We start from the raw sequence: 20,257 nt of genomic DNA, 5'->3' as shown, positions 1-20,257 counted from the left end.
ACAAGCAAGAATGGCTAAGGTATTCGCGATAGCGAACCAGAAAGGTGGCGTGGGCAAGACCACCACCTGCATCAACCTCGCAGCATCCCTGGTAGCGACCAAGCGCCGGGTGCTGTTGATCGATCTTGATCCACAGGGCAACGCCACCATGGGTAGCGGTGTGGATAAACACGGTTTAGAAAACTCGGTCTATGACCTGCTGATCGGTGAGTGCGACCTGGCCCAGGCCATGCATTTCTCCGAGCACGGCGGTTACCAGTTGCTGCCGGCCAACCGCGACCTGACGGCCGCGGAGGTGGTGCTGCTGGAAATGCAGATGAAGGAAAGCCGTCTGCGCAGCGCCCTGGCGCCAATCCGTGAAAACTACGACTACATCCTGATCGACTGCCCGCCGTCGCTGTCGATGCTCACCCTCAACGCCCTGGTCGCCGCCGATGGGGTCATTATCCCCATGCAGTGCGAGTACTACGCGTTGGAAGGTTTAAGCGACCTTGTGGATAACATCAAGCGCATCGCCGAACTGCTCAACCCGGAGCTGAAGATCGAAGGCTTGCTGCGCACCATGTTCGACCCGCGCCTGAGCCTGATGAACGATGTTTCCGCGCAGCTCAAGGAACACTTCGGCGATCAGCTGTATGACACCGTGATTCCGCGCAACATCCGTTTGGCCGAAGCGCCGAGCTACGGTATGCCGGCGTTGGCGTACGACAAACAATCCCGTGGTGCGCTGGCCTATCTGGCCCTGGCGGGCGAGATGGTTCGCCGGCAACGTAAACAATCCCGCGTCGCAGCCGCCCAGCCAACTTAAGGAATCCCCATGGCCGTCAAGAAACGAGGTCTCGGACGTGGACTGGATGCACTGTTGAGTGGTCCGACTGTCAGTGCCCTGGAAGAACAAGCGGTGCAGGCCGACCAGCGTGAGCTGCAGCACCTGCCCCTGGACCTGATCCAGCGTGGCAAGTACCAGCCGCGCCGGGATATGGACCCGCAGGCACTGGAAGAACTGGCCAACTCGATCAAGAGCCAGGGTGTGATGCAGCCGATCGTGGTCCGTCCCATTGGTGGTGGTCGTTTCGAGATCATCGCCGGTGAACGCCGTTGGCGCGCCAGCCAGCAGGCCGGCCAGGAGACCATCCCGGCGATGGTCCGCGATGTGCCGGATGAAACCGCCATCGCCATGGCGCTGATCGAGAACATCCAGCGCGAAGACCTCAATCCCATCGAGGAAGCGGTGGCTCTGCAGCGCCTGCAGCAGGAGTTCCAGTTGACTCAGCAACAGGTCGCCGAAGCGGTGGGCAAGTCCCGCGTCAGCGTGGCCAACCTGCTGCGCCTGATTGCCTTGCCTGAGGTGATCAAGACCATGCTGTCCCACGGCGACCTGGAAATGGGTCATGCCCGTGCCTTGCTCGGATTGCCGGAAAATCAACAGGTTGAAGGGGCGCGACACGTTGTCGCACGGGGCCTCACCGTGCGCCAGACCGAGGCCCTGGTTCGCCAGTGGCTGAGCGGCAAACAGGAACCTGCTGAACCGGTCAAGCCAGACCCGGATATCGCCCGTCTCGAGCAGCGCCTGGCCGAGCGCCTGGGCTCTGCGGTGCAGATCCGCCACGGCAAGAAGGGTAAAGGTCAGCTGGTGATCGGCTACAACTCCCTGGATGAGCTGCAAGGCGTCCTCGCTCACATCCGCTGAAACATTTCCTTATGTAGCGCGCAGTCGGAAATCACTACCCGGCAGTTGAATAGGGGCTGAACCGCCCCTATACTCTGCGCGCATTTTGTCGGCACAAATTATGCCAAGTTAATGAATTCTGGCAGCCGACCCTTGAGGAGCAAGAGCGATGGAAACCCGCACGCCAAACCGCTTGCCGTTTCATCGCTTGGCGGTTTTTCCGGTTTTACTGGCTCAGTTGATCATTTTACTGATAGCCGCTCTGGCGCTCTGGCAATGGCGTGGAGTCGTAGCCGGATACTCAGGCCTTTGCGGAGGACTGATAGCCTTGCTACCCAATGTGTATTTCGCTCACAGGGCATTTCGGTTTTCCGGCGCCCGAGCGGCCCAAGCCATCGTCCGGTCTTTTTATGCCGGTGAGGCGGGCAAACTGATTTTGACGGCGGTGCTGTTTGCACTGACGTTTGCAGGTGTGAAGCCATTGGCGCCGCTGGCTGTATTCGGCGTCTTCGTGCTGACCCAACTGGTCAGCTGGTTCGCTCCCCTGCTAATGAGAACAAGACTTTCGAGACCTTAGGGCGTTTGAGGCAACCATGTCAGCAGAAACAACCGCTTCGGGCTATATCCAGCACCACTTGCAGAACCTGACCTTCGGTCAGCTACCCAATGGGAGCTGGGGCTTTGCCCACTCCGCAGCAGAAGCCAAGGAAATGGGCTTCTGGGCATTCCACGTCGATACCCTCGGCTGGTCTGTCGCACTGGGTGTGATCTTCATTCTTCTGTTCCGCATGGCGGCCAAGAAGGCGACTTCCGGCGTGCCGGGCGCTTTGCAGAACTTCGTTGAAGTCATGGTTGGCTTCGTCGATGGCAGCGTGAAGGACAGTTTCCACGGCCGCAGCCCGGTGATCGCACCGTTGGCACTGACCATTTTCGTCTGGGTGTTCCTGATGAACGCCATCGACCTGGTACCGGTGGACTGGATTCCACAACTGGCCATGTTGATCTCCGGCGACCAGCACATTCCGTTCCGTGCCGTATCCACCACTGACCCGAACGCCACCCTGGGCATGGCCCTGTCGGTGTTTGCGCTGATCATTTTCTACAGCATCAAGGTCAAGGGCATCGGCGGCTTCATCGGCGAACTGACCCTGCACCCGTTCGGCAGCAAGAACATCCTGGTTCAGGCGCTGCTGATTCCGGTGAACTTCCTGCTTGAATTCGTGACCCTGGTTGCCAAGCCGATCTCGTTGGCACTGCGTCTGTTCGGCAACATGTATGCCGGCGAACTGGTGTTCATCCTGATCGCTGTGATGTTCGGCAGCGGCCTGCTGTGGCTCAGCGGCATGGGTGTAGTTCTGCAATGGGCGTGGGCTGTGTTCCACATCCTGATCATCACCCTGCAGGCCTTTATCTTCATGATGCTGACCATCGTCTACCTGTCGATGGCGCACGAAGAGAACCATTAAGACCAGTCTCGACTAGTCTGATGTCCCTCTCGTTGCGGCGAGAGGGGGCCCGTCTCGGGTCAATGAAACGATTTGTTTTACCGCTTTAATCTAAAAAACCTAAACCATACGACGTAAAAGTCGGGAGGAAAGATGGAAACTGTAGTTGGTCTAACCGCTATCGCTGTTGCACTGTTGATCGGCCTGGGCGCACTGGGTACCGCAATTGGTTTCGGCCTGCTGGGCGGCAAGTTCCTGGAAGGCGCAGCGCGTCAGCCAGAAATGGTTCCAATGCTGCAAGTTAAAATGTTCATCGTTGCCGGTCTGCTCGACGCCGTAACCATGATCGGTGTTGGTATCGCTCTGTTCTTCACCTTCGCAAACCCCTTCGTTGGTCAACTCGCTGGCTAATCACTCGATTCTTCGAGTTGATTGGTGTGACGGACAACGAACGAGCGAGGTGTTGGCGTGAACATTAATGCAACCCTGATTGGCCAGTCCGTTGCGTTCTTAATTTTTGTATTGTTCTGCATGAAGTTCATTTGGCCTCCGGTCATTGCAGCTCTGCACGAACGTCAAAAGAAGATCGCGGATGGACTGGACGCTGCCAGCCGAGCAGCTCGTGACCTGGAACTGGCCCAAGATAAAGCGGGTCAGCAACTGCGCGAAGCTAAAGCTCAGGCAGCTGAAATCATTGAGCAAGCCAAGAAGCGCGGTTCTCAGATCGTCGACGAAGCCCGTGAACAGGCTCGTGTCGAAGCTGAACGTGTGAAGGCTCAGGCTCAGGCCGAGATCGAACAGGAACTGAACGGCGTCAAAGACGCGCTGCGCGCCCAACTGGGCAGCCTGGCAGTCAACGGCGCAGAGAAGATCCTGGGTGCCACAATCGATCAAAACGCGCACGCAGAGCTGGTTAACAAACTGGCTGCTGAAATTTAAGCGAGGGCGATCATGGCAGAACTGACCACGTTGGCCCGACCTTACGCTAAGGCGGCCTTCGAGCACGCTCAGGCCCACCAGCAGCTGGCCTCTTGGTCAGCCATGCTCGGCCTGGCTGCAGCGGTGTCACAAGATGACACCATGCAGCGCGTGCTTAAGGCCCCGCGACTGACGAGCGCAGAAAAGGCCAGCACTTTTATCGAAGTGTGTGGCGACAAGTTTGATGCACAGGCACAGAATTTCATTCACGTTGCCGCCGAAAACGACCGTCTCCTGCTGTTGCCGGAGATCTCCGCTCTGTTCGACCTGTACAAGGCCGAGCAAGAGAAATCGGTGGATGTGGATGTGACCAGTGCGTTCGCATTGAACCAAGAACAGCAAGACAAACTCGCCAAGGTTCTCAGTGCACGGCTCGGCCGGGAAGTGCGACTGCACGCTGCGGAGGATGCCAGCCTTATTGGTGGCGTCGTAATCCGCGCCGGCGACCTGGTTATCGATGGCTCGATTCGCGGCAAACTCGCGAACCTTGCCGAAGCATTGAAATCTTGAGTTTGAAGGGGCAGCAGAGCAATGCAGCAACTCAATCCTTCCGAAATAAGTGAAATTATCAAGGGCCGCATCGAAAAGCTCGATGTGACCTCCCAAGCCCGTAACGAAGGCACTGTCGTCAGCGTATCTGACGGCATCGTGCGGATTCACGGTCTGGCCGACGTTATGTACGGCGAGATGATCGAGTTTCCGGGCGGCGTCTACGGTATGGCCCTCAACCTGGAGCAAGACTCCGTAGGTGCCGTTGTATTGGGCGCGTACACCAGTCTGGCTGAAGGCATGAGCGCCAAGTGCACTGGCCGCATCCTGGAGGTTCCGGTTGGTAAGGAACTGCTGGGTCGCGTAGTCGACGCACTGGGTAACCCAGTTGACGGCAAAGGTCCGCTGAACAACACCGAGACCGACGCGGTCGAGAAAGTTGCTCCAGGCGTGATCTGGCGTAAGTCGGTAGACCAGCCTGTACAGACTGGCTACAAGGCTGTCGATGCCATGATCCCAGTCGGCCGTGGCCAGCGTGAGCTGATCATCGGTGACCGTCAGATCGGTAAGACCGCTCTGGCGATCGACGCGATCATCAACCAGAAAGACAGCGGCATTTTCTGCGTCTACGTGGCTATCGGTCAGAAGCAATCGACCATTGCCAACGTGGTTCGCAAGCTGGAAGAAAACGGTGCACTGGCTAACACCATCATCGTTGCAGCGAGCGCTTCGGAATCTGCAGCACTGCAATTCCTGGCTCCGTACTCCGGTTGCACCATGGGCGAATACTTCCGCGACCGCGGTGAAGACGCGCTGATCGTTTATGACGATCTGTCCAAGCAAGCAGTGGCTTACCGCCAGATTTCCCTGCTGCTGCGCCGTCCACCAGGCCGTGAAGCTTACCCAGGCGACGTGTTCTATCTCCACTCCCGTCTGCTGGAGCGCGCATCCCGCGTTTCCGAAGAGTACGTAGAGAAGTTCACCAACGGCGCAGTGACTGGCAAGACCGGTTCCCTGACCGCTCTGCCGATCATCGAAACCCAGGCTGGCGACGTTTCCGCGTTCGTTCCGACCAACGTGATTTCCATCACCGACGGTCAGATCTTCCTGGAATCGGCCATGTTCAACTCCGGGATCCGTCCTGCTGTGAACGCCGGTGTTTCGGTATCCCGTGTGGGTGGTGCCGCTCAGACCAAGATCATCAAGAAGCTGTCCGGTGGTATCCGTACCGCTCTGGCTCAGTACCGTGAACTGGCGGCATTCGCCCAGTTCGCTTCTGACCTGGACGAAGCGACCCGTAAGCAACTTGAGCATGGTCAGCGCGTTACCGAGCTGATGAAGCAGAAGCAATATGCGCCGATGTCCATCGCCGACATGTCCTTGTCCCTGTATGCCGCTGAACGTGGCTTCCTGACGGACGTCGAGATTGCCAAAGTTGGTAGCTTCGAACAGGCCATGATTGCTTACTTCAACCGCGATCACGCCGACCTGATGGCGAAGATCAACGTGAAGGGTGACTTCAATGACGAAATCGACGCTGGCCTGAAAGCCGGTATCGAGAAGTTCAAAGCCACCCAAACCTGGTAAGCCGCAGCGGGAGCCGCAAGGCTCCCGCTTGCTAACCTGATAGGTGTTACATGGCAGGCGCAAAAGAGATTCGCAGTAAGATTGCGAGCATCAAAAGCACGCAAAAAATTACCAGCGCCATGGAAAAAGTGGCGGTCAGCAAAATGCGCAAGGCACAAATGCGCATGGCTGCTAGCCGTCCTTATGCGGAGCGCATCCGCCAGGTTATTGGTCATCTGGCCAACGCCAACCCGGAATATCGTCACCCATTCATGATCGACCGTGCTATCAAGCGCGTCGGTTACGTTGTGGTGAGCAGTGACCGTGGTCTGTGTGGTGGCTTGAACACCAACCTGTTCAAGGCCCTGGTCAAGGACATGGCGGTAAACCGCGAACAAGGCGTCGAGATCGATCTGTGTGTGGTCGGTAGCAAGGGTGCGGCCTTCTTCCGCAACTTCGGCGGTAACGTCGTTGCAGCTATCAGCCATCTGGGTGAAGAGCCGTCGATCAATGATCTGATCGGCAGCGTCAAGGTGATGCTGGATGCGTACCTGGAAGGCCGGATTGACCGCCTGTCCGTGGTATCCAACAAGTTCATCAACACCATGACCCAGCAGCCGACCGTGGAGCAGTTGATTCCACTGGAGGCAACCCCGGATCAAGAACTCAAGCACCACTGGGACTACCTCTACGAACCGGATGCCAAGGAGCTGCTGGACGGCTTGATGGTCCGTTACGTGGAGTCGCAGGTCTACCAGGCGGTGGTCGAGAACAACGCAGCTGAACAAGCGGCGCGGATGATCGCAATGAAGAACGCTACCGACAACGCCGGTGATTTGATCAGCGATTTGCAGCTGATCTACAACAAGGCGCGTCAGGCTGCGATCACCCAAGAGATCTCGGAAATCGTCGGCGGCGCTGCCGCGGTTTAACGGTTCAAATATTCAGAGGATCCAGCTATGAGTAGCGGACGTATCGTTCAAATCATCGGCGCCGTTATCGACGTGGAATTTCCACGCGACAGCGTACCGAGCATCTACGACGCCTTGAAGGTTCAAGGCGCCGAAACCACTCTGGAAGTTCAGCAGCAGCTGGGCGACGGCGTGGTGCGTACCATTGCGATGGGCTCCACCGAAGGCTTGAAGCGCGGTCTGGACGTCAACAACACTGGCGCAGCCATCTCCGTACCGGTCGGTAAAGCGACCCTGGGCCGGATCATGGACGTACTGGGCAACCCAATCGACGAAGCCGGTCCTATCGGTGAAGAAGAGCGTTGGGGCATCCACCGTCCAGCACCTTCCTTCGCAGAACAGGCAGGCGGCAACGACCTGCTGGAAACCGGGATCAAGGTAATTGACCTGGTTTGCCCGTTCGCCAAGGGCGGTAAAGTCGGTCTGTTCGGTGGTGCCGGTGTAGGCAAGACCGTAAACATGATGGAACTGATCCGTAACATCGCCATCGAGCACAGCGGTTATTCCGTGTTCGCCGGTGTGGGTGAGCGTACTCGTGAGGGTAACGACTTCTACCACGAGATGAAGGACTCCAACGTTCTGGACAAAGTGGCACTGGTCTACGGCCAGATGAACGAGCCGCCGGGAAACCGTCTGCGCGTAGCCCTGACCGGCCTGACCATGGCCGAGAAGTTCCGTGACGAAGGTAACGACGTTCTGCTGTTCGTCGACAACATCTACCGTTACACCCTGGCCGGTACCGAAGTATCCGCACTGCTGGGCCGTATGCCTTCCGCAGTAGGCTACCAGCCGACCCTGGCTGAAGAGATGGGCGTTCTGCAAGAACGTATCACTTCGACCAAGCAAGGCTCGATCACCTCGATCCAAGCGGTATACGTACCTGCGGACGACTTGACCGACCCGTCGCCAGCGACCACCTTCGCCCACTTGGACGCCACCGTCGTTCTGTCCCGTGACATCGCTTCCCTGGGTATCTACCCAGCGGTAGACCCACTGGACTCGACTTCCCGTCAGCTGGACCCGAACGTGATCGGCAACGAGCACTACGAAACCGCTCGCGGCGTTCAGTACGTACTGCAGCGTTACAAAGAGCTGAAGGACATCATTGCGATCCTGGGTATGGACGAGCTGTCGGAAACCGACAAGCAGTTGGTATCCCGCGCTCGTAAGATCCAGCGCTTCTTGTCGCAGCCGTTCTTCGTGGCTGAAGTCTTCACTGGTTCTCCAGGCAAATACGTTTCCCTGAAAGACACCATCGCTGGCTTCAAAGGCATCCTCAACGGTGACTACGACCACCTGCCAGAACAAGCGTTCTACATGGTCGGCGGCATCGACGAAGCGATCGAGAAAGCCAAGAAACTGTAATCCCGGCGCCCGGCAACGGGCGCTAATTTAGGTTGAGGCAAGCAGATGGCTATGACAGTCCATTGCGATATCGTCAGCGCGGAAGGGGAAATCTTCTCCGGTCTGGTGGAGATGGTGGTTGCGCACGGTGAACTGGGTGATCTTGGTATCGCTCTGGGTCACGCACCGCTGATCACCAACCTGAAGCCAGGTCCGATCCGCTTGATCAAGCAGGGCGGGGAAGCCGAGGTGTTCTACATCTCCGGTGGTTTCCTCGAGGTTCAGCCGAACATGGTCAAGGTTCTTGCCGACACCGTGCAACGTGCTGCCGACCTGGACGAAGCCTCCGCTCAGGAAGCCGTCAAGGCTGCTGAGAAGGCCCTGAATGAAAAAGGCGCAGATTTCGACTACGGTTCTGCTGCTGCACGTCTGGCCGAGGCCGCAGCTCAGCTGCGTACCGTCCAGCAGATCCGCAAGAAGTTCGGCGGCTAAGTCGCAGGCTTTCTGTGTGATTGATTAAAAAGGGTAGCCTCGGCTACCCTTTTTATTTTCCGCCATTCACCCCCCCTCTTGGTCGCAGTCTGACCTTCCAGGATTGGTAGCCAGTCATGTCTCTCGAAATCGTTATCCTCGCCGCAGGCCAGGGCACCCGCATGCGTTCGGCGCTGCCCAAGGTTCTTCACCCGGTCGCCGGCAACTCCATGCTCGGGCATGTTATCCACAGCGCCCGGCAACTCGACCCACAGCGTATCCATGTGGTGATCGGCCACGGTGCCGATGCGGTGCGCGAGCGGCTGGACGCCGACGACCTGAATTTCGTGCTGCAGGACAAGCAACTGGGTACCGGCCATGCGGTGGCCCAGGCCGTGCCTTTTATCACTGCTGACACGGTGCTGATCCTCTACGGCGACGTGCCGCTGATCGAAGTCGAGACCCTGCAGCGCCTGCTCAAGCAGGTGGGGCCGGAGCAACTGGGCCTGCTTACCGTCGAGCTGGACGACCCTACCGGCTACGGGCGCATCGTTCGTGATGCCGACGGCAAAGTCGTCGCCATCGTCGAGCAGAAGGATGCTGACGAAGCCACTCGCGCCATCACCGAAGGCAACACCGGCATTCTCGCAGTGCCCGGCAAGCGCCTGGGCGACTGGACCGGCCGGCTGTCCAACAACAACGCCCAGGGCGAGTACTACCTCACCGACGTGATCGCCATGGCGGTCAGCGACGGCCTGATCGTCGCCACCGAGCAGCCCCACGACGCCATGGAAGTGCAGGGCGCCAACGACCGCAAGCAACTGGCCGAGCTGGAGCGGCACTACCAGCTGCGGGCCGGCCGCCGGTTGATGGCCCAGGGCGTGACCTTGCGCGACCCGGCACGCTTCGACGTACGCGGCGAAGTCACGGTGGGCCGCGACGTGCTGATCGACATCAACGTGATTCTCGAAGGCCGGGTAGTGATCGAGGACGACGTGGTAATCGGTCCCAACTGCGTGATCAAGGACAGCACCCTGCGCAAGGGCGCGGTGATCAAGGCCAACAGCCACCTCGATGGCGCGGTGATGGGCGAGGGCAGCGATGCCGGTCCGTTCGCCCGGCTGCGTCCCGGTACCGTGCTGGAAGCCAGGGCTCATGTGGGTAACTTCGTCGAACTGAAGAATGCCCACCTGGGCCAGGGTGCCAAGGCCGGCCACCTGACCTACCTGGGCGACGCGGTGATCGGTGCGCGCACCAACATTGGCGCCGGCACCATCACCTGCAACTACGATGGGGTGAACAAGCACAAGACGATCATGGGCGAAGACGTGTTCATCGGCTCCAACAACTCGTTGGTAGCACCTGTGGATATCTCCTCCGGCGCCACCACGGCTGCCGGTTCCACCATCACCCAGGATGTGGCCCCGGCTCAACTGGCGGTCGGCCGCGCCCGGCAGAAGAACATCGACGGCTGGAAACGGCCGGAGAAGATCAAGAAGGACTGAGGTTATCCACAACCGCGGAACCCTGTTCGCCGGCAAGCTGGCTCTTACACCCGTCTGTAGGAGCCGGCTTGCCGGCGATTTTTTTCACCTGCGCGCTTGACGAAGTTTCGATCTTGGGTTTTTATTGCTTCCGTTATCTTTCGAATCGAAACTTAAAGCCATCATGTCAAAACGCAACACACCTCAACGTCGCCACAATATCCTCGCCTTGCTCAATGAACAGGGCGAAGTGAGCGTTGACGAGTTGGCCAAGCGTTTCGAAACCTCTGAAGTTACGATTCGAAAGGACCTGGCCGCTCTGGAGAGCAATGGCTTGCTGCTGCGCCGCTACGGTGGAGCGATCACCATGCCCCAGGAACTGGTCAGCGATATTGGCCAGCCCGTATCCCTCTACAAGCAGGCCATTGCCCGCGCTGCGGTGCAGCGTATCCGTGAGCATGCCCGGATCATCATCGACAGTGGCAGCACCACCGCCGCGATGATCCCCGAGTTGGGCCTGCAGCCTGGCCTGGTGGTCATGACCAACTCGCTGAATGTGGCCAACGCCCTGAGCGAGCTGGAGCACGAGCCGGTGCTGTTGATGACCGGCGGCACCTGGGACCCGCATTCCGAGTCCTTCCAGGGCCAGGTGGCCGAGCAGGTTCTACGCTCATACGACTTCGACCAGCTGTTTATCGGTGCCGATGGAATCGATCTGGCCCGTGGCACTACCACCTTCAACGAACTGCTGGGTTTGAGCCGGGTCATGGCCGAAGTGGCCCGGGAAGTGGTGGTGATGGTCGAATCCGACAAGATCGGCCGCAAGATTCCCAACCTGGAGCTGCCGTGGAGCAGCGTCCATACCCTTATTACCGATGATCGCCTGCCCTTAGAGGTCCGCGACCAGATCCAGGCCCGCGGCATAACTCTGATTTGCGCGGCTGTCAGCTAGGAGAGAAACCATGTGTGGAATTGTTGGCGCCGTTGCTGAACGCAATATCACCGCCATTTTGCTGGAAGGCCTCAAGCGCCTCGAATACCGCGGCTACGACAGCGCCGGTGTGGCGGTCTATACCAATGCCGGCAAGCTGGAGCGCATGCGGCGCCCGGGCAAGGTCAGCGAACTGGAGCAGGCCCTGGCCAGTGAGCCGCTGGTCGGCCGCCTGGGCATCGCCCACACCCGCTGGGCCACCCACGGTGCGCCATGCGAACGTAATGCCCACCCGCATTTCTCCGGCGACCTGGCGATCGTGCACAACGGCATCATCGAGAACCACGAAGCCTTGCGCGCTCAGCTCGGCGCCCTGGGTTACGAGTTCACTTCGGACACCGACACCGAAGTCATCGCCCACTTGCTGAACCACAAGCTCAAGGACCTGGGAGACCTCACCAAGGCCCTCAAGGCCACCGTCAAGGAGCTGCATGGTGCCTACGGCCTGGCCGTGATCAGCGCCAGCCAGCCGGACCGCCTGGTTGCGGCCCGCAGCGGCAGCCCGCTGGTGATCGGCCTGGGCCTGGGGGAAAACTTCCTCGCCTCCGACCAGTTGGCCCTGCGCCAGGTCACCGACCGCTTCATGTACCTGGAAGAAGGTGATATCGCCGAAATCCGCCGCGACAGCGTGCAGATCTGGGACATCAACGGCAAGGCCGTGGAACGCGAAGCGGTGCAGTACCGCGACGGCGCCGAAGCGGCAGAGAAGGGCGAGTTCCGCCACTTCATGCTCAAGGAAATCCACGAGCAGCCATCCGTGGTGCAGCGCACCCTGGAAGGCCGTCTGAGTGCCAACCAGGTACTGGTCCAGGCCTTCGGTCCGCAAGCCGCCGAGCTGTTCGCCAAGGTGCGCAATGTGCAGATCGTCGCCTGCGGCACCAGCTACCACGCCGGCATGGTCGCCCGTTACTGGCTGGAAGAACTGGCCGGCATCCCCTGCCAGGTGGAAGTGGCCAGCGAGTTCCGCTACCGCAAGGTGGTGGTGCAGCCCGACACCCTGTTCGTGACCATCTCCCAGTCCGGCGAAACCGCCGACACTTTGGCCGCTCTGCGCAATGCCAAGGAGCTGGGCTTCCTCGCCAGCCTGGCGATCTGCAACGTCGGCATCAGCTCCCTGGTGCGTGAATCGGACCTGACCCTGCTGACCCAGGCCGGTCGCGAGATCGGCGTGGCCTCGACCAAGGCCTTCACCACCCAACTGGTGGGCCTGCTGCTGCTGACCCTGTCCCTGGGCCAGGTACGTGGCACCCTGGCCGCCGGCGTGGAAGCCGAGCTGGTGGAAGAGCTGCGTCGCCTGCCGATCCGCCTGGGCGAAGCCCTGGCCATGGATGGCGTGGTGGAAAAAACGGCCGAGCTGTTTGCCGACAAGCACCACACCCTGTTCCTCGGCCGTGGTGCCCAGTACCCGGTGGCGATGGAAGGCTCGCTCAAGCTCAAGGAGATTTCCTACATCCACGCCGAAGCCTATCCGGCCGGCGAGCTCAAGCACGGCCCCCTGGCGCTTGTGGATAACGACATGCCGGTGGTTACCGTGGCACCGAACAACGAGCTGCTGGAAAAGCTCAAGTCCAACCTGCAGGAAGTGCGCGCCCGTGGCGGCGAACTGATCGTGTTCGCCGACGAGCAGGCCGGCATGACCAATGGCGAAGGTACCCACGTGATCCAGATGCCGCACATCCACGACATCCTCTCGCCGATCCTCTACACCATCCCGCTGCAGCTGCTGTCCTACTACGTGGCCGTGCTCAAGGGCACCGACGTCGACCAGCCGCGCAACCTCGCCAAGTCGGTGACCGTGGAGTGAGTTATCCACAGTGACCGCCCAGGTGCTCGCTCTTGCAACAAGGCGCTCCAGATGAGCGCCTTGTTGCAGGGGGCTGCTTCACATGGCGCCGACTCAGTTGGGCGCTAGCAGCGAGCGAAAGCGTGAATCGCTGCGGGTTGGGGCCAGGGTGTACAGCTGTTCTTTCTTGTCGATCCAGGTGTAGAGCGCGTATTCCTTGTCGCTGTCACCAACGTGTTTGCCCAGGCCATAAACCGAAAGATGACTGCTCGGGGTATTGCCATACGTGTAGAACATTGAGCAGGTGCGGTTACGTTGTTTGTCGCGCCAGGTGTAGTGATGGACAGCTTGATTGCCAATGTACAGGGGCTCGCCATCCACCGTCAGGTTGCCACGATCAAGGCGATCGAAGAGGAAGTTCATGGCTTCGATCTCGAAACCATCATGGTTGAATTGGTCAAGGTTGCCGACCAGTGTGATTGCAGGATTCAAAGTGGGCATATCAGGCCTCTCTCTACTGTGATGGGTTGCCAAAATGGCAAGCCCATCTCAGCGCCATGCCGCTGCCAGCATCAGTAGGAAACAATTCCGCGACAGCATTCGGGGCGATATTTCCTTGGGCTGGCGAGACAGTCTTTAATCTTCACTATCACTCAAGTGATGGTCCTGGATCATCGAAGCTGACACAGCAAGAGGGGAGCCCAGCCAAGCTCCCCTCTTTGTTATTTCCCTTTGCCTGCCTGCAGCGCTCGTCGCTCAGGCGTGGCGGTGCTGAACAGCGCTCAGCGCGAATGCTGTATCGAAACAATGTCGCCAGTCGACGCGTCGATATCCACCCTGAACATTGCCTGGTCACGCTGACGGCTGAACATGCAGGTAAAGATGCTGGGCGAAACCTGCGGGAACTGCTCGAACCAGCTGTAGATACCTGCTTCGAGCTGGCCATTGATCAGTAACTGGTCGGCAATCCTGATCTGTTGCTGGCGGTCGCCGGAGACCACGTAGAGGGTTGCGGCCACGCCCGTATCGTCATCGTTCCACAGGATGGCCAGGTGTTGCCGATCCGGCACCACGATCGCCAGCAGGCCGCGGCTGTTGACCACGCTCAGGAGCTGTTCCTGCCAGCGCCAGCGAGCCTCGACGACCCGGCAAGGAGACCACCCCAGGGCGATCATCTGGTCCACCGTCATGTTTTCGTCGATGACCTTGCCGTCTTCGCGGATCCGCTCGAAATCACTAATCACAACTTTCACTCCACAGGCAGCACACCAGGCGTGCCGACAATTTTCAGATTCCTGTCACCGACGAACTCCACCTGCTGCACGCCGCCCTTGTAGTTCTCCAGCGGGCCGGTGATACCACTGTGAATCTTTTGCGGTGCGGTGGTTTCGACGGTGATCACATGGGATACGTCTGTCTTGAATCGATCGAGGATCACCAGTTTATCCCGAGCGTAGGCCTGGCTGGGAATCGGCTCGGGGGCGGCGAAACCTCCGAAGGCTGGCTTGCCCTGCATGATGGCTTCGGCCTGGCCCTTGGCGACGACCATCTGGTATTGCCTTCCCGGTGGCACTATTTCGGTCTTGACCTGGGTGCCTTCCAGCCAAGCCGGCAAGTTGCCCTCGGCGACCATCGCCTCGTTGACCTGGGCGGCCGTGCGCACCTCGAGCACCTGCGACTGGTTGGCCAGTCGCGCGGCATTGCGTTCGGCGCTCAACTTGGCCATTTTCGGCCCGGCGCCGAGCAGCGCCAGGCCGGCGATACCTTGCAGCAGGTCGCGGTAGCCCGGGCCGAGCCGGTCGCCGAGCTGGCCCAGCAACTCCATGCCGCCATAGATCGCGGCCCCCACCGCCACGGTGGTCAGCAGGGCCGCGAGGCCGGCCATGGCGGCCAGCACCAGCGCGCCGGCGGCGGCGACCAGGCCCAGCGCCTCCAGGCCGGTATGCAGCCAGCCCTCGATATCCAGCACGAATTCCACCTGCAGCGTCGGACCGCCGATGAAGGTGTTCGGGCTACCCGACTTGATATGCGCGCCGCAGGTCATCTTGCTGCTCAGTCGCGCCGCCGGCTTGCCGTTGATATACACGGTAGCGCTGCCTTCGGCGATGGTGACCGGGAAGGGCCAGGGGGGATGCGCCACGGGAAAGCCGGTACAGGAACTGGACACGTCCTCGCCGGCACGCATGGCATTGCGCAAGTTGACGAATACGTTGGGACTGCCCCTTATGAGTTCACCGGTGGTTGGCTCGGGCAGATCGAAGATGGTCGACAGCCCCTTCACCAGCTGGAACATCGACAGGCCACCGGCGGCGACCGAACCCGCCAGGATCACCACCGCCAGGCCGCCTGTTGCCGCGGTCGCCGCAATGATGGCCGCGCCAATGAGAGCGCCTGCGACCGCGCCGGCGAGCATGGCAGCAACTCCGAATCCATGGGCGATGTCGTCGCCCAACCGCGCTGCGGCCTGTACATCCATGCTGAGACTCCGCCTGCGATGCGATACGCATCTTCCCTGGGGCCAGTGGGTGGCCCGAGCGGCGGATTATCAAAGAGTAACCGGGGGCGCGGCAAGAGCTGGAAGGCAGTCTGTCGTCACAGGGGACCACTCGCGCTTCACGCCGCCGGCGGGAAGGAACCAAACGGCTGGGGTGCACCCTTGTCCTTGCTCGCCTGTCCGCGTTGGATCTTCGAAAAACAATTGAAATCAGAGCGTTATTTTTGTGCGACAGTTTTGGTTCTGCGAATCCACTGCGAGTGCCAGTGGACGCCCCGGCGAATCCCGACTTGTGCACAGGCCGGAATTTTTTAGCGCGCTAATGGAAAACCAATGACACTTCGCCTGATTCATGGATGGATGATCGTTCTGATGGTGGCTGTCCTGGGCCTGGGAGTCCTGACCCCAGTGCTCTCCAACAGCCTCTTGCTGCTGATGGACCGAACCAATTTCATTCCTGCTGAATCGTCCATCTGGACCTTTGAACCGACCCTGATCAACCAGGGTTCCTCTTCCTATTGGCTATACGGTGAAGATCAGCAGTACTACTTCTATTTTTCCTACGCCCAAGACCAACCTTACCGGTTGATTGCCAAAACCAACCGTTGCCCTGGATTCGACAAGCACGAGGTGCAGACCTGGTGCGCTCCCTGACGTCGTGGCCGTGGATTATGCTGCGCGTGCGGGGCGCCTGTCGGGCGGGCGCTGCCAGGTGAGATAAGACATGGACAGGTTTCAGGAAATGCAGGTGTTCGTCTGTGTCGCCCAGGAGCAGGGGTTCGCCGCGGCTGCGCGGCGCCTTAACCTGTCGGCGGCCAGCGTCACCCGGGCCGTGGCAGCCCTCGAACAGCGCATCGGCACCCAGTTGCTGGTACGCACCACCCGCAAGGTGCACCTGAGCGAAGCCGGGCAACGTTATCTGGAGGACTGCCGACGCATTCTCGCCGAGGTGCAGGATGCCGAGGCCTCGGCCGCCGGCATCCACGCCCAGCCACGGGGGCAACTGAGCCTGACTGCGCCGGTGCTGTTCGGCGATCTGTTCGTCACCCCGCTGCTGGTGCGTTACCTGCAACGTTATCCACAGGTCAGCATCAACGCCTTGCTGGTGGACCGAGTGGCGAACATGGTGGATGAAGGCATCGATGTGGCGGTGCGCATCGGCGAATTGCCGGACAGCGGCCAGCACAGCATCCGAGTAGGCCAGGTGCGCCGGGTGGTCTGTGCAGCCCCCGGATTCCTGGCGGCCCATGGTTGCCCCCAGCACCCCGATGACCTGCGCCAGGCTCCGCTGATTGCGCCATCCTCCACCGGCCAGGCGCGCCACTGGCAATTCAACGACGCCGGGCGCGCTCTGAGCCTGCGCCCGGAACCGCGGCTGCTGGTGAGCGCCAACCAGGCCGCCATCAGTGCCGCCTGCCTGGGGCTGGGCCTGACCCGGGTGCTGTCCTATCAGGTGGCCGATCAGGTCGCTGCCGGCCAGTTGCAGATCGTGTTGGCGGATTTCGAGCTGCCGCCCTTGCCGATCCACGTGGTGTACCAGGGCGGTCGCAAGGCGCCGGCGCGGGTACGCAGCTTTGTCGATTTCGCCGTGCAGGCCCTGCGCGAGCATCCATCGCTCAATACTTGATCAGCTTTATTGCACTGGCTGAAATGCCGGATTGCGATTTCTGGTGATTCTGTTGTTTTGCGTCATGGACCAAGATGGCCCTGCCAGCGCGGCCCTTCGACCGCGTCCCAGCCTGCGGAGTCGAGCATGTCCCTGCTTCCCATCAAGTTCTACAACTTTCCCCGGTCCGGCCACGCTCACCGCGTCGAGCTGATGCTGTCGCTGCTGGACCTGCCTACCGAAACCATCTTTGTCGACCTGGCCCAGGGTGCCCACAAGCAGCCCGAGTTCCTGGCCCTCAACGCCTTTGGCCAAGTACCGGTGATCGATGACCAGGGCACGGTGCTGGCGGACTCCAACGCGATCCTGGTGTACCTGGCGCAACGCTATGGCCGCGGCCGCTGGTTGCCCACCGACCCGGTGGGCGCGGCGCAGGTACAGCGCTGGTTGTCGGTGGCGGCGGGGCCGATCGCCTTCGGTCCGGCGGCGGCGCGACTGATCACGGTGTTCGGCGCCACCTTCAATGCCGAGGAGGTCATTGCCCGGGCCCACGGCCTGCTCAAGGTCATGGACCAGGAACTGGCGAACCGGCCGTTCCTGGTGGGTGAACAGGCGACCATCGCTGACGTCGCCGGCTACAGCTATATCGCCCACGCGCCGGAGGGCAACGTGTCCCTGGCCGATTATCCCAATGTGCGGGCCTGGCTGGCGCGGATCGAGGCCTTGCCGGGCTTCGTGCCCATGCCGTCCACGGCGGCGGGGCTCAAAAGCGCCTGAGGCGCACCTGCGGAGGCAGCACCATGAGCAGCAGTTCCCCCTGGCATGCCGGCGAGCGGCAGTTGCAAGCCCGGGCCGGAGTGGCCGAGCGCATGGAGGCCTTTGGCACCAAGGTGATCCGCCAGGCGATGCCGGATCAGCACCGGCAGTTCTACGGGCAGTTGCCGTTCATCCTGGTGGGCGCGGTGGATGCCCAGGGCAACCCCTGGGCGAGCATTCTCGAAGGCCCGCCCGGTTTCGCCCAGGCCCCCGAGGCGACCCGGCTGCGCCTGGGCAGCCTGCCGGCCGCCGACGACCCCGTGCAGTTGCAGGAAGGTGCGGCCCTGGGCTTGCTGGGCATTGAACTGCACACCCGGCGGCGCAACCGCCTCAATGGCCGGGTCAGTGCTGTGGACCGCCACGGCTTCAGCGTGACGGTGCAACAGGCGTTCGGCAATTGCCCGCAATACATCCAGCAGCGCGAGCTGCAGCAGGTGGCCTTGAGCGACCCCGCCAGCCGGCCGGCACAGTATCGCGACGGCCTGGATCCTGAGGCTCGGGCCCTGATCGGTGGCGCCGACACTTTCTTTGTCGCCAGCTACGTCGACCTGGACGGCCAGCGCTCGGTGGATGTGTCCCACCGTGGCGGCCAGGCCGGGTTCGTCCGGGTCGAGGGCAATTGCCTGACCATCCCGGATTTTGCCGGCAACCTGCACTTCAACACCCTGGGCAACCTGCTGCTCAACCCCCGGGCCGGCTTGTTGTTCATCGACTTTCACAGCGGTGAGCTGCTGCAGCTCAGCGGCCGCACCGAAATCATCCACGACGGGCCGCTGGTCAAGGCCTTTCAGGGCGCCGAGCGGTTGTGGCGCTTTACCGTGGAGCGGCTGGTACGGCGCCCGGCGGCGCTGTCCCTGCGTTGGCAGTTGCAGGGCTTTTCCCCCAACAGCCTGCTGACCGGCAGTTGGCCGCAAGCCGAGGCTCGGCTGCGCGCCACGGCCCTGGGCCAGCAGTGGCGGCCATTGCGGGTGACCCGGATCGAAGACGAAAGCAGCAGCATTCGCTCCTTCTACCTGGAACCGGCGGATGCAGCCGGCGCCCCGAGCTTTGTGCCCGGCCAGCACCTGCCCGTGCAGGTCGTGCTCGACGGCCAGCCGCTGATTCGCACCTACAGCCTGTCCAGCGCGCCTTCCGATGATTTTCTGCGTATCAGCGTCAAGCGCGAGGGCCAGGTTTCCCGCCACCTGCATCAGGCACTCAAGGTCGGCGACTTGCTGCAGGCCCGCGCCCCACAGGGGCGTTTCACTGCCGATGCGCTGTCGTCACAGCCACTGGTGCTGCTGGCGGCCGGGGTCGGCATCACACCGTTGCTGTCGATGCTGCGGGAGGTGCTGTACCAAGGCCTGCGCACCCGGCATACCCGGCCCACCTGGTTGATCCAGGGTTCGCGCACGCTTGCCGAGCAACCCTTTGCCAAGGAGCTGCAAACCCTGCTGGCGCAGGCTGGGGATTCAGTGCGGCTGCTGCGCCTGCTCAGCCAGCCGGAAGCCGGGGCCCGGCCGGGTGCTGGCTTCGATCATTGCGGGCGCATCGATGTGCAACTGCTGCTGGCGCAACCGGACCTGGATCTTGACCGCGCAGACTTCGTGCTCTGCGGCCCCGGGGCCTTTACCCAGGGCCTGTACGACAGCCTGCGGGACCTGGATATCGACGACCGGCAGATCCATGCCGAAACCTTCGGCCCTTCGACCCTGCGCCGCCGGCCGGACCCCGAGGCCGTGCCCTTTGCCCAACCGCCTGCCGCCACCCGGGCCGTGGCGGTGCGGTTCCAGCAGGCCGGCCGGGAGCTGTCCTGGGAGCCGGCCAGCGGCAGCCTGCTGCAACTGGCGGAGAGTGCCGGCCTGCATCCGCCATTCAGTTGCCGTGGCGGCTCCTGCGGCACTTGCCAGACTCGGTTGATCAGCGGCCAGGTGAATTATCCACAGGTGCCTGCACAGTTACCGGATCCGGGGCAGGTACTGATCTGCTGCGCGGTGCCGGCGGCTGTGGATAACCTGGTGCCAGCGTTGGTGCTGGACCTGTAGAAGCGGGAAAAACTCCTTGCGGCGATTGCTGTCAACCGCGCTGCTGCGTAGGCTGGCGGCTGCTTTGTCGCAGTAGCTGCGGGTTGTAAGTGAGGGGGGAAGGCCCTGCGGTTCTTTTCGCTGCCT

The 20,257-nt window shown here is 61.1% G+C and carries 21 protein-coding genes; 18 read left to right on the top strand and 3 right to left on the bottom strand.

Annotation, left to right across the window (positions count from 1 at the left end; all coding sequences use genetic code 11):
* Positions 1-10: 10 nt before the first annotated feature.
* The 14 genes from M2395_RS26200 to glmS all read left to right on the top strand — a co-directional run bounded on the left by M2395_RS26200 (position 11) and on the right by glmS (position 13,212).
* The gene (locus tag M2395_RS26200; protein ID WP_011064388.1) at positions 11-808 is read left to right on the top strand and encodes a ParA family protein; all 798 of its coding nucleotides are present in this window, start codon (positions 11-13) and stop codon (positions 806-808) included.
* A gap of 9 nt (positions 809-817) precedes the next feature.
* Positions 818-1,690, top strand: a complete 873-nt coding sequence (locus M2395_RS26195) for a ParB/RepB/Spo0J family partition protein (protein ID WP_011064387.1) — start codon at positions 818-820, stop codon at positions 1,688-1,690.
* A 148-nt stretch (positions 1,691-1,838) separates the two neighbouring features.
* Positions 1,839-2,246 (top strand): F0F1 ATP synthase subunit I, encoded by a 408-nt coding sequence (locus tag M2395_RS26190; RefSeq protein WP_015637573.1) that lies wholly within the window; start codon positions 1,839-1,841, stop codon positions 2,244-2,246.
* A gap of 16 nt (positions 2,247-2,262) precedes the next feature.
* Positions 2,263-3,135, top strand: a complete 873-nt coding sequence (gene atpB, locus M2395_RS26185; RefSeq protein WP_011064386.1) for a F0F1 ATP synthase subunit A — start codon at positions 2,263-2,265, stop codon at positions 3,133-3,135.
* A 132-nt stretch (positions 3,136-3,267) separates the two neighbouring features.
* Entirely contained in the window at positions 3,268-3,525 is a 258-nt protein-coding gene (gene atpE / locus M2395_RS26180; protein WP_002555987.1) for a F0F1 ATP synthase subunit C, read from the top strand.
* A 57-nt stretch (positions 3,526-3,582) separates the two neighbouring features.
* On the top strand, positions 3,583-4,053 hold the full coding sequence (locus M2395_RS26175; RefSeq protein ID WP_011064385.1) for a F0F1 ATP synthase subunit B: 471 nt from the start codon (positions 3,583-3,585) through the stop codon (positions 4,051-4,053).
* Between the two features lie 12 nt (positions 4,054-4,065).
* A complete protein-coding gene (locus M2395_RS26170) occupies positions 4,066-4,602 on the top strand; it encodes a F0F1 ATP synthase subunit delta (protein WP_011064384.1) in 537 nt (178 codons plus the stop codon).
* 21 nt (positions 4,603-4,623) lie between these two features.
* Entirely contained in the window at positions 4,624-6,168 is a 1,545-nt protein-coding gene (atpA, locus tag M2395_RS26165) for a F0F1 ATP synthase subunit alpha (protein ID WP_011064383.1), read from the top strand.
* A gap of 50 nt (positions 6,169-6,218) precedes the next feature.
* On the top strand, positions 6,219-7,079 hold the full coding sequence (atpG, locus tag M2395_RS26160) for a F0F1 ATP synthase subunit gamma (RefSeq protein WP_011064382.1): 861 nt from the start codon (positions 6,219-6,221) through the stop codon (positions 7,077-7,079).
* Between the two features lie 27 nt (positions 7,080-7,106).
* Positions 7,107-8,483, top strand: a complete 1,377-nt coding sequence (gene atpD / locus M2395_RS26155) for a F0F1 ATP synthase subunit beta (RefSeq protein WP_011064381.1) — start codon at positions 7,107-7,109, stop codon at positions 8,481-8,483.
* Positions 8,484-8,528: 45 nt separating this feature from the next.
* Positions 8,529-8,954 carry a F0F1 ATP synthase subunit epsilon gene (locus tag M2395_RS26150; protein WP_011064380.1) on the top strand — a complete coding sequence of 142 codons (426 nt, stop codon included), beginning with the start codon at positions 8,529-8,531 and terminating at the stop codon, positions 8,952-8,954.
* 116 nt (positions 8,955-9,070) lie between these two features.
* On the top strand, positions 9,071-10,438 hold the full coding sequence (gene glmU, locus M2395_RS26145) for a bifunctional UDP-N-acetylglucosamine diphosphorylase/glucosamine-1-phosphate N-acetyltransferase GlmU (protein ID WP_015637572.1): 1,368 nt from the start codon (positions 9,071-9,073) through the stop codon (positions 10,436-10,438).
* 160 nt (positions 10,439-10,598) lie between these two features.
* A complete protein-coding gene (locus tag M2395_RS26140) occupies positions 10,599-11,369 on the top strand; it encodes a DeoR/GlpR family DNA-binding transcription regulator (protein WP_169892547.1) in 771 nt (256 codons plus the stop codon).
* Between the two features lie 10 nt (positions 11,370-11,379).
* Positions 11,380-13,212, top strand: coding sequence for a glutamine--fructose-6-phosphate transaminase (isomerizing) (gene glmS / locus M2395_RS26135; protein ID WP_019095991.1), 1,833 nt, complete (start codon positions 11,380-11,382; stop codon positions 13,210-13,212).
* 93 nt (positions 13,213-13,305) lie between these two features.
* On the opposite strand, the gene M2395_RS26130 is transcribed toward glmS, so the two are convergent.
* From M2395_RS26130 to M2395_RS31700, 3 genes are all read right to left on the bottom strand, one after another.
* A complete protein-coding gene (locus M2395_RS26130) occupies positions 13,306-13,692 on the bottom strand; it encodes a hypothetical protein (RefSeq protein WP_015637570.1) in 387 nt (128 codons plus the stop codon).
* Between the two features lie 281 nt (positions 13,693-13,973).
* Entirely contained in the window at positions 13,974-14,435 is a 462-nt protein-coding gene (locus tag M2395_RS26125) for a hypothetical protein (RefSeq protein WP_011064375.1), read from the bottom strand.
* A gap of 5 nt (positions 14,436-14,440) precedes the next feature.
* Positions 14,441-15,667: a PAAR domain-containing protein gene (locus M2395_RS31700; protein WP_015637569.1), complete on the bottom strand. Its 1,227-nt coding sequence runs from the start codon at positions 15,665-15,667 to the stop codon at positions 14,441-14,443.
* 351 nt (positions 15,668-16,018) lie between these two features.
* Here M2395_RS31700 and M2395_RS26115 point away from each other — a divergent pair, with 351 nt between their 5' ends.
* The 4 genes from M2395_RS26115 (at position 16,019) to M2395_RS26100 (ending at position 20,131) form a co-directional block, all read left to right on the top strand.
* The gene (locus M2395_RS26115) at positions 16,019-16,339 is read left to right on the top strand and encodes a hypothetical protein (RefSeq protein WP_011064373.1); all 321 of its coding nucleotides are present in this window, start codon (positions 16,019-16,021) and stop codon (positions 16,337-16,339) included.
* 70 nt (positions 16,340-16,409) lie between these two features.
* Positions 16,410-17,312: a LysR family transcriptional regulator gene (locus M2395_RS26110; protein WP_011064372.1), complete on the top strand. Its 903-nt coding sequence runs from the start codon at positions 16,410-16,412 to the stop codon at positions 17,310-17,312.
* A gap of 126 nt (positions 17,313-17,438) precedes the next feature.
* Positions 17,439-18,068 carry a glutathione S-transferase family protein gene (locus tag M2395_RS26105; protein ID WP_011064371.1) on the top strand — a complete coding sequence of 210 codons (630 nt, stop codon included), beginning with the start codon at positions 17,439-17,441 and terminating at the stop codon, positions 18,066-18,068.
* A gap of 23 nt (positions 18,069-18,091) precedes the next feature.
* The gene (locus M2395_RS26100; RefSeq protein WP_077934977.1) at positions 18,092-20,131 is read left to right on the top strand and encodes a pyridoxamine 5'-phosphate oxidase family protein; all 2,040 of its coding nucleotides are present in this window, start codon (positions 18,092-18,094) and stop codon (positions 20,129-20,131) included.
* Positions 20,132-20,257: the final 126 nt, after the last annotated feature.

Source organism: Pseudomonas sp. BIGb0176 (assembly GCF_024810175.1).
In the GTDB taxonomy this organism is placed as follows: Bacteria; Pseudomonadota; Gammaproteobacteria; order Pseudomonadales; family Pseudomonadaceae; genus Aquipseudomonas; species Aquipseudomonas protegens.
The sequence above is the reverse complement of the archived record's forward strand: the minus strand, read 5'-3'. Positions and strand labels throughout refer to the sequence as shown.

Excerpts from the sequence above, each read along its gene's own strand:
- M2395_RS26200 (WP_011064388.1), top strand. The coding sequence starts at position 11 with ATGGCTAAGGTATTCGCGATAGCGAACCAGAAAGGTGGCGTGGGCAAG.
- M2395_RS26195 (WP_011064387.1), top strand. The coding sequence starts at position 818 with ATGGCCGTCAAGAAACGAGGTCTCGGACGTGGACTGGATGCACTGTTG.
- M2395_RS26190 (WP_015637573.1), top strand. The coding sequence starts at position 1,839 with ATGGAAACCCGCACGCCAAACCGCTTGCCGTTTCATCGCTTGGCGGTT.
- atpB (WP_011064386.1), top strand. The coding sequence starts at position 2,263 with ATGTCAGCAGAAACAACCGCTTCGGGCTATATCCAGCACCACTTGCAG.
- atpE (WP_002555987.1), top strand. The coding sequence starts at position 3,268 with ATGGAAACTGTAGTTGGTCTAACCGCTATCGCTGTTGCACTGTTGATC.
- M2395_RS26170 (WP_011064384.1), top strand. The coding sequence starts at position 4,066 with ATGGCAGAACTGACCACGTTGGCCCGACCTTACGCTAAGGCGGCCTTC.
- atpA (WP_011064383.1), top strand. The coding sequence starts at position 4,624 with ATGCAGCAACTCAATCCTTCCGAAATAAGTGAAATTATCAAGGGCCGC.
- atpG (WP_011064382.1), top strand. The coding sequence starts at position 6,219 with ATGGCAGGCGCAAAAGAGATTCGCAGTAAGATTGCGAGCATCAAAAGC.
- atpD (WP_011064381.1), top strand. The coding sequence starts at position 7,107 with ATGAGTAGCGGACGTATCGTTCAAATCATCGGCGCCGTTATCGACGTG.
- M2395_RS26150 (WP_011064380.1), top strand. The coding sequence starts at position 8,529 with ATGGCTATGACAGTCCATTGCGATATCGTCAGCGCGGAAGGGGAAATC.
- glmU (WP_015637572.1), top strand. The coding sequence starts at position 9,071 with ATGTCTCTCGAAATCGTTATCCTCGCCGCAGGCCAGGGCACCCGCATG.
- glmS (WP_019095991.1), top strand. The coding sequence starts at position 11,380 with ATGTGTGGAATTGTTGGCGCCGTTGCTGAACGCAATATCACCGCCATT.
- M2395_RS26130 (WP_015637570.1), bottom strand. The coding sequence starts at position 13,692 with ATGCCCACTTTGAATCCTGCAATCACACTGGTCGGCAACCTTGACCAA.
- M2395_RS31700 (WP_015637569.1), bottom strand. The coding sequence starts at position 15,667 with ATGGATGTACAGGCCGCAGCGCGGTTGGGCGACGACATCGCCCATGGA.
- M2395_RS26115 (WP_011064373.1), top strand. The coding sequence starts at position 16,019 with ATGACACTTCGCCTGATTCATGGATGGATGATCGTTCTGATGGTGGCT.
- M2395_RS26110 (WP_011064372.1), top strand. The coding sequence starts at position 16,410 with ATGGACAGGTTTCAGGAAATGCAGGTGTTCGTCTGTGTCGCCCAGGAG.
- M2395_RS26105 (WP_011064371.1), top strand. The coding sequence starts at position 17,439 with ATGTCCCTGCTTCCCATCAAGTTCTACAACTTTCCCCGGTCCGGCCAC.
- M2395_RS26100 (WP_077934977.1), top strand. The coding sequence starts at position 18,092 with ATGAGCAGCAGTTCCCCCTGGCATGCCGGCGAGCGGCAGTTGCAAGCC.